Source organism: Streptomyces sp. NPDC051041, from assembly GCF_044456065.1.
Lineage (GTDB): Bacteria > Actinomycetota > Actinomycetes > Streptomycetales > Streptomycetaceae > Streptomyces > Streptomyces glaucus.
This window is the reverse complement of the sequence record NZ_JBITFM010000028.1, coordinates 25,381-38,431: the sequence shown is the minus strand read 5'-3', so window position 1 is coordinate 38,431 and position 13,051 is coordinate 25,381. Positions and strand designations below refer to the sequence as shown.

The following is a 13,051-nucleotide window of genomic DNA, read 5'->3' as shown; positions in this document are numbered from 1 at the left end:
CGGGCCGTGGAAGTCCACTACCCCACCCCGCTCCCGCACCTCCCCGTCCACCCGACACCAGCCGTCCCCCTCCAGCCGGGCACGGTCCCGGCGGTGACGAGCATCGTCCTACCGGACGGGCGCGTGGTCACCGGCTACGCCATCGACCCCGCCCGCCCCGAGCCGGTTACCGCGAAGCCGGCCGTCTCCTGCACGGCGGTGAACGTCGCCCTCGGGGGCGTCGGGTTCCTCGCGGTCTGCGGCGGCCTGCTGCTGCTCACGTCGTTCATCGCCGCCCTGACCGCGTTCATCACCCAGCTCATCATCCTGGCCGCCGTCATTTTCGGCGGCTGGATCGCCGTGCAGGTCTTCGCCTCGAGCGGCCACCGCGGTGGGACCACGGTCAACATCCGCAAGGCCGTCATCAAGCGCAACCACTTCCACGGCTGACACCCCAGGAGGAGAACCGTGTTCGACATCCGCATCATCTGCGACCCAGCCGACGAACCGGAGATCACGCAGGCGCTGACGACCGCGTTCGACTGCGACCCCATTGAGCGCCGCCCGGCCCGCGACGGCTACCGCGTCCGCCTCTACACCAAGGCGTTCCACCCCGACCCGCCGACGCCGGACAACGGCGCCAACGCCTAGCTACGCCAAGGGCGGCCCCCCCTTCCGCCAAGAACGCGGGGCCGCCCTTGTCCACCTGTCAACCACTTGACCTGTGGAGGTCTCCCAGCATGACGCAACCCACCACCATCCGGCGAGTGCGCGACCCCCAGCGCACCGCACTGAGTCTCGCGGCGTCCGGTGTGCCCGTGCTGCCCCTGCGCCGGGGCAAGGTGCCGTTCGGCAACTGCCCGGCGTGCGCGGACAACGCGTGCGGCGGCCGGCCGAACATGAAGACCCCGGGCCCGTGCCGCTGCCCCGGCGTCTGCCACGCCTGGGCCGCCGCCACCACCGACCCGGCCGTCATCGTCTCGCCCTCATGGGCCACGGCGTGGCGGCGGGCGGTGTGCGTCGGCTACCACCCCGGCGGCGCCGGGCTGACCGTGGTGGACCTGGACGACGCGGACGCCATCGCCTGGGCCCGTACCGCCCTGCCCGCTACGCGCACCGTGCCGACGACGCGCGGCGAGCACTGGATCTACCGGGGCGCCATGACATCACGGAACGCGGTGCGGCCCGGCGTGGACATCAAGTCGACCATGGCCTACGCCCGCTACCTCGGGCCGGGCACCGGGACCATGGCCGACCTGCCGGACGCCGTTCGCGCGCTGGCCGTGAAGGAACCGTCTCCGGTCCGGCCGGCGACCGTCGCCGTGCCCGCGGGCGCCGAGGGCGGAAAGTGCCCGCACCGCACGCCCGCCTACCTGGAACGCGGCATCGCCATGGCAGAGCAACGCATCACCGAGGCATCCAGCGCGGTCCATACCACCGTGTACCAGACGTTCCTGGCCGTGCTGTCCCGGCACGGCTGGTGTGGCTGTCTGACCGACGCCTACGTCACCCGTCTGTTCACCGCCGCGCAGCGCAAGGGCGAGACGGCCCGGCACTGCGCGGACGCGTGGGCCAATGCCCGCACCACGTTGGGACTGTAACCGTGTCCGAGGACGAGAAGACCCCCGCCCGCGAGATCATCACCGACTACGCGCAATCCCACTTCCGGTACTTCCGCACCGCCGACGGCACCGTGTACGCACAGCGCAACGGCCATCCTGTGGCCCGCCCGATCCGCTCCCAGGGCACCACAGGAAGCCACCGGCAGGAACTCATGGTCGGACTGTTCAAGGACGGCATCGGCGTGTTCAACGGCACCGCCATGAAGGAAGCGCTCGACCTGATCGAAGCGCTGGCGCTGACCGAGGACGTACAGCCCGTGCACATCCGCGTCGCCCCCGGATTCGACGGGGCGACGTGGCTGGACCTGGGGCGCAGCGACGGGCAGTCCGTGCGCATCCACCCCACCGGCTGGGACATCCGCACCCCGGACCCGCGGGAAGTCTGCTGGCGGCGCACCCAGCTCACGGGGGAACTGCCCCTGCCGGTCAAGGACACCGACGGCAAGGGCATCGACCTGCTGATGCGGCTGTGCAACTTCGCCACCGCCGAGACCGAGTGCCTGGCCATCGCCTGGCTCATCGGCTGCCTCTCACCGTCGGTGCCCGTGCCCGCCCCGTTCCTCACCGGTCCGCAGGGCGCCGGCAAGTCCACCGGCGGGCGGATGCTGGTGCGGATCATCGAGGGCATGACCGGGGACCTGCGCCGGGCACCGAAGGATGAGGAGAACCTGATCACGGCGGTGGCGGCCGGCTGGGTCACCGCCCTGGACAACCTCTCCCACATGACCCCCGACCTGTCCGACGCGATGTGCTGCATCGTCACCGGGGCGGAGAACGTCAAGCGGGCCCTGTTCACCGACGGGGACGTCTTCCGCATCGGCTACCGCCGCCCCCTGCTGCTGACCGGCATCGACGTCGGCGTCATCCGGCCCGACCTCGCCGAGCGGCTCCTGCCGCTCCGCCTGGAGAGGCCCAAGGTACGGCGCACCGAGGCGGAACTGTGGTCCGACTTCGCCCAGGCGCTGCCCGTCATCCTCGGCTCGCTCCTGGACCTGACCGTGCAGGTGCGGGCGGCGGAGGCGGACATCCCGACCGACCTGCGCATGGCCGACTTCGCGCACCTGTGCGCGCAGCTCGACGCGGCCACCGGCCTGGGCGCACTCGCCGCCTACCGTGCCAGCCTGGACGACCTCAACGACGACGTCATCGAGGGCGACCTGCTGGCACAGACGGTGCTCAAGCACGCCGCCGGCATCGACCCGGGCACCGAGCAGCGCATGACGTCCGCCGAGTGGCTGCACTGCCTCACGGGCCTCTACACGGGCGAGGACTTCCGTCCCCTGCCCAAAGGGTGGCCGACCACCGGCAAGGTGCTCTCGGACCGCCTCAAGCGCCTTCAACCCACTCTCGCGGCCCGGGGCGTCCTCATCGACTGGGGGCGCACCAAGACGTCCCGGTACATCGAGATCGCGCGGCCAGCCGCCGCCCCGCCTTCACCCGAGCAGGGAGCGGCCTTCTGACCGCACGGCACCCCGACTGCCCGGACAAGCAAGAAGAGCACCCGGCCCCGCGTGCTCCTCTTGCTGTTCGGCGGCGACGCCGCCCTGCAAAGGTCGCGCCGCGAAGCGGCTCCTTCTTCGCTCTCTGAGCAGCGCAGCACAACAGACACCACCCCCCTCTCTGTCCGAAGTGGAGAGACGCTGCGTCACCTGCGTCACCCGCACCCCAAAAACGGTCGGTGACCTGCACAAGGACGGGTGACGCAGACCGCCGAATCCTGCGTCACCCCGCGTCACCTGCGTCACCCGATGACGAAGACCCGCGTCACCGGTGACACACCCCCACCGTGCCGCGTCACCACAAAACCGCAGGTCAGAGGCGCAGATGACGCAGGTGACGCAGGTGACGCAGAAATCCGCACCTCGGACAGATGCGGCCACGCCCTCTCCCTGGAGTTCCATGGCGAAGCAGACAGAGCCCGACCCCCGGGCCACTCTCCGAAGCGGCCTCCCGGACCGGTACCTCACCCCCAATGACATCGCTGAGATGTTCGAGGTGCCCCTGGAGACCGTCTATCAGTGGCGCAAGAAGCGCACCGGCCCACGCGGCTTCCGCGTCGGCAAACACCTCCGCTACGACCCCGCTGACGTATGGGCCTACGTCGACCAGTGCAAGCACGCCGACCCCACCGCCGCCTAACCGAGCACCCACCGCACAGCAGGGAGGACCACTGCCTTATGGCAGGCCACATCCAAGACCGGTGGTACAAGACCGAACCCGACGCCGCCGGCAAGCCCCGTCGTGTACGCACGGACCGCTACGGCACCGGGATGCGCTACCGCGCCCGCTACATCGGCCCGGACGGCACTGAAAAGAGCAAGTCGTTCCCGGATGGGCAGAAACGGCTTGCCGATCAGTGGCTCGCCCACATCGAGGCGGACATGTCTCGGGGGCAGTACGTGGACCCGGCCGCGAGCCGAGTGACGTTCCGGCAGTACGCCGAGAAGTGGCTGAACACGCAGACCACCGACATGACCACGCGAGAGTCAGTGGAGTCTGCGATTCGCCGCCACGCCATCCCCTACCTGGGACCGCGGCCGCTCGGCTCATTCAAGCCGGAACACATCCGGGATTGGCTCAGCGAACTTGAACGGGCCGTCCCTGCATCGTCGTACCGACGCGTGATCTATAACAACGTGTCTACGGTCCTCAACGCAGCAGTGGACGATGGTCACTTGTCGAAGAATCCGTGCCACGCGCAATCAGTGCGTCCGCCTGCTGCGGGGAGTGGCCGCGTTGTGCCGTGGAGCGCAGAGCGTGTTTTCGCTGTACGAGCGGCGCTACCGGAGCGATACCGCGCGACGGTCGATCTCGGAGGCGGATGTGGACTCCGGCAGGGAGAAATCTTCGGATTGTCCATCGATGCGATCGGCTTCGACTCCGGGTGGCTACACATCACGAACCAGGTGAAGGTGTCGAAAGACGGTCTCGTGTTCGCCCCACCGAAGCGGGCCAAGGTTCGCGACGTCCCCTTGCCCGACTGCGTGGCGCACGTCCTCAAGCAGCACATGCAGGCGTTCCCCCCGGTGGAGGTCACCTTGCCGTGGCTCCGGGTAGACGGCCCGCCGGTCACAAAGCGGCTGCTGTTCACCCGTCTCGACGGAACGGGCGCGGTTCGCCGTACCGACTTCAATGACCGAGCGTGGAAGCCTGCCCTCGTCGCCGCTGGGGTGATCCCCGTGCCGAAGCCCGGCGAGCGGCACCAGGCTGCCCGCGAACACGGCATGCACGCCCTCAGGCACTTCTACGCCTCGGTTCTGCTGGACGCCGGCGAGAACATCAAGGCACTGAGTCACTACCTCGGGCACAACGACCCGGGGTTCACGCTCCGGGTCTATACGCATCTCATGCCAAGCAGCGACGCACGGGCCCGGAAGGCGGTGGACGGCCTGTACGGGGGCGCCAACCCGGCGCCGGACGGCCCAAAGACGGCCCAGGAGCAGTGAGACGCCGCAGGGCCGACGGTCCACGACCGTCGGCCCCATCCGTGGCTTCAGCGGGAAACCCGCCCTGACCTGCGCCTACAGCACCGGCAGGTTCTTGCGCAGCTCGAACGCGGTGACCTCGCTGCGGTACTCCTCCCACTCCTGGCGCTTGTTGCGCAGGAAGAAGTCGAAGACGTGCTCGCCGAGCGTCTCGGCCACCAGGTCGCTGCGCTCCATGAGCGTGAGGGCCTCGCCGAGGTTCTGCGGCAGCGGCTCGATGCCCATCGCGCGGCGCTCGGCGTCGGAGAGGGCCCACACGTCGTCCTCGGCGCCCGGCGGCAGCTCGTAGCCCTCCTCGATGCCCTTCAGGCCGGCGGCCAGCAGGACGGCGTACGCCAGGTACGGGTTGGCGCCGGAGTCCAGGGAGCGGACCTCCACGCGCGCCGAGCCGGTCTTGCCCGGCTTGTACATGGGCACCCGGACCAGGGCCGAGCGGTTGTTGTGGCCCCAGCAGATGTAGGAGGGGGCCTCGCCGCCGGCGCCCGCGGTGCGCTCGGTGCCGCCCCAGATGCGCTTGTAGGAGTTCACCCACTGGTTGGTGACCGCGGAGATCTCCGCCGCGTGCCGCAGCAGGCCCGCGATGAAGGAGCGGCCGACCTTGGAGAGCTGGTACTCGGCGCCGGACTCGTAGAAGGCGTTGCGGTCGCCCTCGAAGAGGGACAGGTGCGTGTGCATGCCGCTGCCGGGGTGCTCGCTGAACGGCTTCGGCATGAACGTCGCCTGGACGCCCTGCTCCAGCGCGACCTGCTTCATGACCAGGCGGAACGTCATGATGTTGTCCGCCGTGGACAGCGCGTCGGCGTACCGCAGGTCGATCTCCTGCTGGCCCGGGGCGCCCTCGTGGTGGGAGAACTCCACCGAGATGCCCATCGACTCCAGCATGGTGATCGCCTGGCGGCGGAAGTCCATGCCGATGTTCTGCGGGGTGTGGTCGAAGTAGCCGGAGTTGTCGGCGGGCGTCGGGACCGAGCCGTCCACCGGCTTGTCCTTCAGCAGGAAGAACTCGATCTCCGGATGCGTGTAGAAGGTGAAGCCCAGGTCGGAGGCGTGGGCCAGGGCGCGCTTGAGGACGTAGCGCGGGTCGGCGAACGACGGGGAGCCGTCCGGCATGAGGATGTCGCAGAACATGCGGGCCGTGCCCGGGGCCTCCGCGCGCCACGGCAGGACCTGGAAGGTCGACGGGTCGGGCTTGGCGATCATGTCGGACTCGTAGACCCGCGCGAAGCCCTCGATGGCGGAGCCGTCGAAGCCGATGCCCTCGTCGAAGGCCTGCTCCAGCTCCGCCGGGGCCACGGCCACGGACTTGAGGAAGCCCAGGACGTCCGTGAACCACAGGCGTACGAACCGGATGTCGCGCTCCTCCAACGTCCGGAGCACGAACTCCTGCTGCTTGTCCATCTTCCGCTTCCCCATCCTTGCTGGTCAGGCCGCCTGTCTCCGGTCCCACGGGAGGCGGTCGGGCACCTGAGCATCCCACCACAACACCATTTCGTGCGCGTTGCGGACCTTGATCGGCCGGCCGACCCCGGTCTGAACGCCTCACCTCCGGCAGGTGCACAGCTCTGCGCCCATCTTGCCTGCTCGCACCGACTATCCGTAACGGCCGGTCCCCACTCCCTTCCGGTCCCCGCGACGCGCCCGCCGACGCGGATCCGGACGGCGTGCGCCCCGGGCGGGTCCCGAGGCGCTTCCGGTGCCGTCCGGGCCGCCGGCCGCGGCCGTCCGCGCCGCCGTCACCGGTGCGGACGCCGACGGCGACGGCGGCACCGGGAGAGCCGCCCTCACCAGGAACGACGCCGTCAAACGGAGCCGGCGCGTGGGGTGCCCCACACCACACGCCACCCCATCGCGTCGCACTGACGATTACACTGGGCGCGTGCCTCAACTACGCCTCGCCCTGAACCAGATCGACGCAAGCGTCGGCGACCTCGCCGGGAACGCCGAGTCGATCGTCCGCTGGACCCGGCACTCCGCCGAGCGGGGAGCGCACCTGGTGGCGTTCCCGGAGATGGCGCTGACCGGGTATCCCGTCGAGGACCTGGCCCTGCGGCCGTCCTTCGTGGAGGCGTCCCGCACGGCCCTGCGGGACCTGGCGGCGCGGCTGGCCGCGGAGGGCCTCGGCGACCTGCCGGTGGTCGTCGGCTACCTCGACCGCAGCGAGCGGGCCCAGCCGAAGTACGGGCAGCCGGCCGGCGCCCCGCAGAACGCGGCGGCGGTGCTGCACCGCGGCGAGATCGTGCTCGCCTTCGCCAAGCACCACCTGCCGAACTACGGCGTCTTCGACGAGTTCCGCTACTTCGTGCCCGGCGACTCGATGCCGGTCCTGCGGGTGCACGGCGTCGACGTCGCCCTCGCCATCTGCGAGGACCTGTGGCAGGACGGCGGCCGGGTCCCGGCGGCGCGCTCGGCCAGGGCCGGGCTGCTGCTGTCGATCAACGCCTCGCCCTACGAGCGCGACAAGGACGACACGCGCCTGGAGCTGGTCCGCAAGCGGGCCCAGGAGGCGGGCTGCACCACCGCCTACCTCGCCATGATGGGCGGGCAGGACGAGCTGGTCTTCGACGGGGACTCGATCGTGGTCGACCGCGACGGCGAAGTCGTCGCGCGGGCGCCGCAGTTCGCCGAGGAGTGCCTGGTCCTCGACCTCGACCTGCCGGCCGCGGCGCCGGACGCGCCGACGGGCGTGGTGGACGACGGCCTGCGCATCGACCGCGTGGTCCTGTCCGAGGACCCCCTGCCGGCCTACGAGCCGCAGCTGACCGGCCGCCACGCCGACCGCCTGGAGGACGACGAGGAGGTCTACTCGGCGCTGGTGGTCGGCCTGCGGGCGTACGTGGCGAAGAACGGCTTCCGGTCGGTCCTGATCGGCCTGTCCGGCGGCATCGACTCGGCCCTGGTCGCGGCGATCGCCTGCGACGCGCTGGGCGCGCGGAACGTGTACGGCGTGTCGATGCCGTCGAAGTACTCCTCCGCGCACTCCCGCGACGACGCGGCGGAGCTGGCCCGGCGGACCGGCCTGAACTACCGCACGGTCCCGATCGAGCCGATGTTCGACGCCTACATGGCCTCGCTCGGCCTGACGGGCCTGGCGGAGGAGAACCTCCAGTCGCGCCTGCGCGGCACGCTGCTGATGGCGATCTCCAACCAGGAGGGCCACATCGTCCTCGCCCCCGGCAACAAGTCGGAGCTGGCGGTCGGCTACTCGACGCTGTACGGCGACTCGGTGGGCGCCTACGGCCCCATCAAGGACGTGTACAAGACGTCGGTGTTCCGCCTGGCGAAGTGGCGCAACCGGGCGGCCGAGGAGCGCGGCGAGACCCCGCCGATCCCGGAGAACTCCCTCACCAAGCCGCCGAGCGCCGAACTGCGCCCGGGCCAGGTCGACACGGACTCGCTGCCCGACTACCCCGTCCTGGACGCGATCCTCGAGCTGTACGTCGACCGGGACCGGGGCGCCGACCAGATCGTCGCGGCCGGCTTCGACCGGGACCTGGTCACCAGGACGCTCCGCATGGTCGACACGGCCGAGTACAAGCGCCGCCAGTACCCGCCGGGCACCAAGATCTCGGCGAAGGGCTTCGGCAAGGACCGGCGGCTGCCGATCACCAACGGCTGGCGGGAAGGGGCGTAACCCGCGGACCGGTCCGCGCGCCCGGCGGTGCGCAGGGCGCGTACCGGTCCGGGCCCGGCGGTGCGCGGGGCACGGACGGGCCCGCGGGCCCGGGTCAGCGCAGCAGCGCCCGCGGATCGCGCAGCGCGTGCCACGGGCCCGCCGCCGGGGGCAGGGCGGCCCGGCCCCCGGCGAGTGCCGCGAGGACCGGGAGCACCGTCATGCCGCCCGCACCCCGGCCGGGGGCGCGCCGCGGCGGATCACCGGGCCGCCGCGCGGGCGCGCAGCTCGGCCGCGTAGCCCGCGCCGACGGCGAGCGCCGCGGCGGACAGCGCGAGGACCGCGCTGGTCCGGTTCATCCACGCGTAGTCCGGGTCGCTGGTGTAGGCGCTGCCGTCCTCGCGGACGCAGTCGAAGCCCAGCGGCAGGTAGGACGCGCGGTGGTGGGACAGGCCCTGGACGGTCGCCGGGGCGAACCCGTCGCGGCACGCCGGGGCCGGGGTCGAATCGGCGCCGTCGCCGACGGCCCACTCGGAGGCCAGGACCCCGGACAGGCCCAGCGAGTACACCGCCGCGGCCGACGCGGCGGCCAGCCACGCACTCCGCCGCAGCAGGTGCGCCGGCCAGGGCCGGGGCCGGCCCGGGAACGCCATCGCGACCACGCCCATCAGGGCGATCAGCGCGCCGAGGGCGCACACGGCGGCGATGCCGAGTCCGATGATCATGAGGCGGACGCCCTCGGGCGCGGTGCTCGTCGCATCGGGCCATCCCAGCAGGGCCCGTACCGGGCGGCTGTGACGGAAGTCACTCGTCGGGTCACAGGGGTGTCACAGTGAACGGGACGACCGGCGGTCCGCCGGCTCCGGACGCGGGGGGGGGGGGGGGGGGCCGGGGGGGGGCGGGGCGCGCCGCGGGGGGGGGCCCCCCCCGCCCGCGCGGGGGGGCCGGCCGGCCCCCCGGGCGGGGTCCCGCGCCCCCGGGCCCCCGGGGGGGCCCCCGGCCCGGGGGGGGGGCGCGCCCCCGGCCCCGGGGGGGCCCGGGGCCCCTCGCCGGTTCGCGACCGGCCGTCAGCGGTGCAGGACCTCCGGCTCCTGCGGCACGTGCCCGGCGACCACGCGTTCCCGCCCGCTCGCCGGGGCGGTCCGGCGGTCCAGCAGGGCCGCGACCGCCGCCACCGCCACGCCCAGGACCGCCAGCGCCGCGCCGGCGAGCGCCGGGGACGTCGTGCCGAGGCCCGCCGCGAGCGCCAGGCCGCCGATCCAGGCGCCGCCGGCGTTGGCCAGGTTGAACGCGGCCTGGTTGGCCGAGGAGGCCAGCGACGGGGCCGCCGACGCCTTCTCCATCACCATCAGCTGCAGCGGCGAGCCGGTGACGAAGGCGGCCGTGCCGAGCAGGGTCACCGCCAGCGCGGCGGTCACCGGCGTCCGCATCAGCAGCGGGAACAGCGCGAGCACCGCGACCAGCGCCCCCAGGCCGCCGAACAGCGTGCCGCGCAGCGAGTGGTCGGCGAGCCGGCCGCCGAGCAGGTTGCCGGCCGTCGCGCCCACGCCGAACAGCGCCAGCAGCAGGGTCACGCTGGTCTCGGCGTACCCGGCGGCGTCGGTGAGCATCGGCGTGATGTAGCTGTACGCCGCGAACAGCGCGCCGAAGCCCGCGACCGTCGTGCCGAGCGCCAGCCAGACCGGCAGGGAGCGCAGGGCGGCCAGCTCGCCGCGCAGGCCCGCCTCGGGCGCCCGGGTCCGGTCGCGCGGGATCAGCAGCGCCAGCGACGCGATCGCCGCCACGCCGATCGCGCTCACGCCGAGGAACGTCGCCCGCCAGCCCAGGTGCTGCCCCACCAGGGTGGCCAGGGGCACGCCCACGATGTTGGCGACCGTCAGGCCGAGGAACATCAGCGACACCGACCGCGCCCTGCGCTCCGGCGCCACCAGGGTCGTCGCGACCACGGCGCCCACCCCGAAGAAGGCGCCGTGCGGCAGGCCGCTGAGGAAACGGGCGGCGAGCAGCCACTGGTGGCCGGGGGCGAGCGCCGACAGGGCGTTGCCCGCCACGAACAGGACCATCAGGCCGATCAGGACGGTGCGGCGGGACAGCCGCGCGGTGACGGCGGCCAGCAGCGGGGCGCCGACGACGACGCCCAGCGCGTACGCCGAGACCAGGTGCCCGGCGGCGGGGATCGAGACGTGCAGGTCGTCCGCGACGTCGGGCAGCAGGCCCATCATCACGAACTCGGTCGTGCCGATGCCGAAGGCACCCACGGCAAGGGCGAGCAGGGCCAGGGGCATGAAGGGGTCTTGCCTTTCGGGAGCGGGGATCCGTACGTCGTGACTCGTATGTTCACGTACGGAACAAAGGCTCTCAGGCGGAGTATTCCGCGAGGTTACGCCCTGCTGACACCGACCTGCCGAAACGCTGTTGACCTGGGGTTTTCACGAACCGGATGTGGCGACCCTCACACGCGCGGCGAGCGGCAGGTGGTCGCTGCCGGTCTGCGGCAGCGACCAGGAGCTCTCCGGCTCGACCCCCCTGACCAGGATCTGGTCGATCCGCGCCATCGGGAACGACGCCGGCCAGCTGAACCCGAAGCCGTGGCCCGCCGCGCCCTGCGTGGACCGCAGCTGCGAGGTGACGGCGTTGAGCGCGCGGTCGTTCATGGTGCCGTTGAGGTCGCCGAGCAGCACGACCCGCGTCAGCGGCTCGTCGGCGATGGCCTCGCCGAGGGCGTCGGCGCTCTTGTCCCGCTGCCGGGCGGTGAACCCGGCCTCCAGCTTCACCCGCACCGACGGCAGGTGGGCGACGTACACCGCGACCTGCCCGGCCGGGGTGGCCACCGCGGCCCGCATCGCACGCGTCCAGCCCAGCTTGATGTCGACGGCCCGGACGCCGCTCAGCGGGTACTTGCTCCACAGCCCGACCGTCCCCTGCACCGAGTGGTACCGGTACGTCGACTCCAGCGCCTTCTCGTACGTCGGCACCGCCGCGGCCGTCAGCTCCTCCAGGGCCACCACGTCCGCGCCGGAGGCGGCCACGGCGCGGGCGGTGCCGGCCGGGTCGGCGTTGTCGGCGTTGACGTTGTGCGTGGCCACCGTCAGGTCGCCGCCGGCGGCGGCCTTGTCGGTGAGCAGCCCGCCGAAGAGGTTCAGCCAGACGACCGCCGGCAGCAGCACCGCGATCAGCGCGGTCGCCGACCTGCGGACGAGGGCCGCCACCAGCAGCGCCGGCACGAGGAGGCCCAGCCACGGCAGGAAGGTCTCGGTCAGGCTGCCGAGGTTGCCGACGGCGTTCGGGATGTACGCGTGCGCCAGCATCACCACGGCCAGCAGCACCGCGACCGCGGCCGTGAGGATCCCGCGGCGCCAGATCCGCGGATCGCCCCGCCAGCTCGCGGCCAGCCGTCCCCACAGGCGCCGAAGCCGGGCCCCCCGGCGCTCGGGCCCCGAGCCACCGCCTGCCGTCTCCGTCATGTACGCCTGCTGCGCCATACCGTCGCCTCACCGCCTGCCGTGCACATCATCGCCCCCGTGTCCCAAGACCCTAGGGGATGATCCGTTCCGTTCCGCCGTCCGGTGACGGCCGTACGGGCACGAGGACGTCCGAGCCGCTGTTCGGAGTTCCGATCAAGGGCGGGACGGGCGGTTTCTGTGACGGAAAGCGCACATTGACCGCAGGTCAGTTCCCCGGCGGGCGCAGCCCGTCCAGCAGCGTGTCGACGATCCGCTCGGCGAGGCCGTCGGACAGCTCGGCGTCCGGGCGCAGTATGGCGCGCACCAGCATGGGGCCGATGACCATGTCGTTCATCAGCTCCACGTCGACGTCGGCGCGGAGTTCGCCGTCGGCCTGCCCGCGGCGCAGCACCGCGACACCGAGCCGGCGGCGCGGCTCGACGACCGTGTGGTGGTAGGCGGCCCACAGCTTCGGGCTGGACTTCATCTGGGCGTGGACGCTGTGCAGGATCGCCGACGAGCGGTTGGCCAGCCCCCGCTGCCGCAGGGACTCCAGCAGGACGACCAGGTCGTCGCGCAGGCAGGTGCCGGGGAGTTCGGGATCCGGGGGCTCCGCGGCGCGCACGACGTCGACGAAGAGCTCCTCCTTGCCGCGCCAGCGGCGGTAGATGGTGGCCTTGCCGACGCCGGCGGTGCGGGCGATCCGCTCGATGGACAGCTCCGCGAGGGAGACGCCCTCCTCCAGGAGCTTCATCACGCCCTCGATGATGGCCCGCTCGACGGCCTCGCTGCGGGGGCGGCCCCGCGCGGGTCCGTCGTCGTGCCCGGTGCGGCTGTCGGTGAGGCTCACGTCGCGTGCGTCCTTTCCCTGTGCTGGGACGATTCTCCCCGCTGCTCTCCCGGTGCTCTCCC

12 protein-coding genes are annotated in these 13,051 nt (G+C 72.2%); 7 read left to right on the top strand and 5 right to left on the bottom strand.

All coding sequences use genetic code 11. The features are described 5' to 3' along the window. From ACIBAI_RS27995 to ACIBAI_RS27970, 6 genes are all read left to right on the top strand, one after another. Nucleotides 1-429, top strand: a 429-nt coding sequence (locus tag ACIBAI_RS27995; RefSeq protein ID WP_399038505.1) for a hypothetical protein, incomplete at its 5' end; no start/stop codon positions are given. Nucleotides 430-447: 18 nt separating this feature from the next. Beyond that, on the top strand, nt 448-630 hold the full coding sequence (locus ACIBAI_RS27990; protein WP_399038504.1) for a hypothetical protein: 183 nt from the start codon (nt 448-450) through the stop codon (nt 628-630). Between the two features lie 89 nt (nt 631-719). Then, nucleotides 720-1,580, top strand: coding sequence for a bifunctional DNA primase/polymerase (locus ACIBAI_RS27985; RefSeq protein WP_399038503.1), 861 nt, complete (start codon nt 720-722; stop codon nt 1,578-1,580). A gap of 2 nt (nt 1,581-1,582) precedes the next feature. Then, nucleotides 1,583-3,061, top strand: coding sequence for an ATP-binding protein (locus ACIBAI_RS27980; protein ID WP_399038501.1), 1,479 nt, complete (start codon nt 1,583-1,585; stop codon nt 3,059-3,061). Nucleotides 3,062-3,500: 439 nt separating this feature from the next. Further along, complete coding sequence (locus ACIBAI_RS27975) at nt 3,501-3,740, top strand: helix-turn-helix transcriptional regulator (RefSeq protein WP_399038500.1); 240 nt, start codon at nt 3,501-3,503, stop codon at nt 3,738-3,740. Between the two features lie 38 nt (nt 3,741-3,778). Continuing rightward, nucleotides 3,779-5,047 (top strand): tyrosine-type recombinase/integrase, encoded by a 1,269-nt coding sequence (locus ACIBAI_RS27970; protein ID WP_399038498.1) that lies wholly within the window; start codon nt 3,779-3,781, stop codon nt 5,045-5,047. Nucleotides 5,048-5,122: 75 nt separating this feature from the next. Here the strand turns inward: ACIBAI_RS27970 and ACIBAI_RS27965 are convergent, their stop codons facing one another. Further along, on the bottom strand, nt 5,123-6,484 hold the full coding sequence (locus tag ACIBAI_RS27965) for a glutamine synthetase family protein (protein ID WP_344605134.1): 1,362 nt from the start codon (nt 6,482-6,484) through the stop codon (nt 5,123-5,125). A 478-nt stretch (nt 6,485-6,962) separates the two neighbouring features. Here ACIBAI_RS27965 and ACIBAI_RS27960 point away from each other — a divergent pair, with 478 nt between their 5' ends. Further along, nucleotides 6,963-8,717, top strand: coding sequence for an NAD+ synthase (locus ACIBAI_RS27960; protein ID WP_399038495.1), 1,755 nt, complete (start codon nt 6,963-6,965; stop codon nt 8,715-8,717). Nucleotides 8,718-8,956: 239 nt separating this feature from the next. Here the strand turns inward: ACIBAI_RS27960 and ACIBAI_RS27955 are convergent, their stop codons facing one another. From ACIBAI_RS27955 to ACIBAI_RS27940, 4 genes are all read right to left on the bottom strand, one after another. Next, on the bottom strand, nt 8,957-9,421 hold the full coding sequence (locus ACIBAI_RS27955) for a hypothetical protein (RefSeq protein ID WP_399038493.1): 465 nt from the start codon (nt 9,419-9,421) through the stop codon (nt 8,957-8,959). A gap of 342 nt (nt 9,422-9,763) precedes the next feature. Continuing rightward, the gene (locus ACIBAI_RS27950; RefSeq protein ID WP_399038491.1) at nt 9,764-10,981 is read right to left on the bottom strand and encodes an MFS transporter; all 1,218 of its coding nucleotides are present in this window, start codon (nt 10,979-10,981) and stop codon (nt 9,764-9,766) included. A gap of 144 nt (nt 10,982-11,125) precedes the next feature. After that, a complete protein-coding gene (locus tag ACIBAI_RS27945) occupies nt 11,126-12,178 on the bottom strand; it encodes an endonuclease/exonuclease/phosphatase family protein (RefSeq protein WP_399038489.1) in 1,053 nt (350 codons plus the stop codon). A gap of 187 nt (nt 12,179-12,365) precedes the next feature. Continuing rightward, nucleotides 12,366-12,989 carry a TetR/AcrR family transcriptional regulator gene (locus ACIBAI_RS27940; RefSeq protein ID WP_399038487.1) on the bottom strand — a complete coding sequence of 208 codons (624 nt, stop codon included), beginning with the start codon at nt 12,987-12,989 and terminating at the stop codon, nt 12,366-12,368. Between the last annotated feature and the right edge of the window lie 62 nt (nt 12,990-13,051).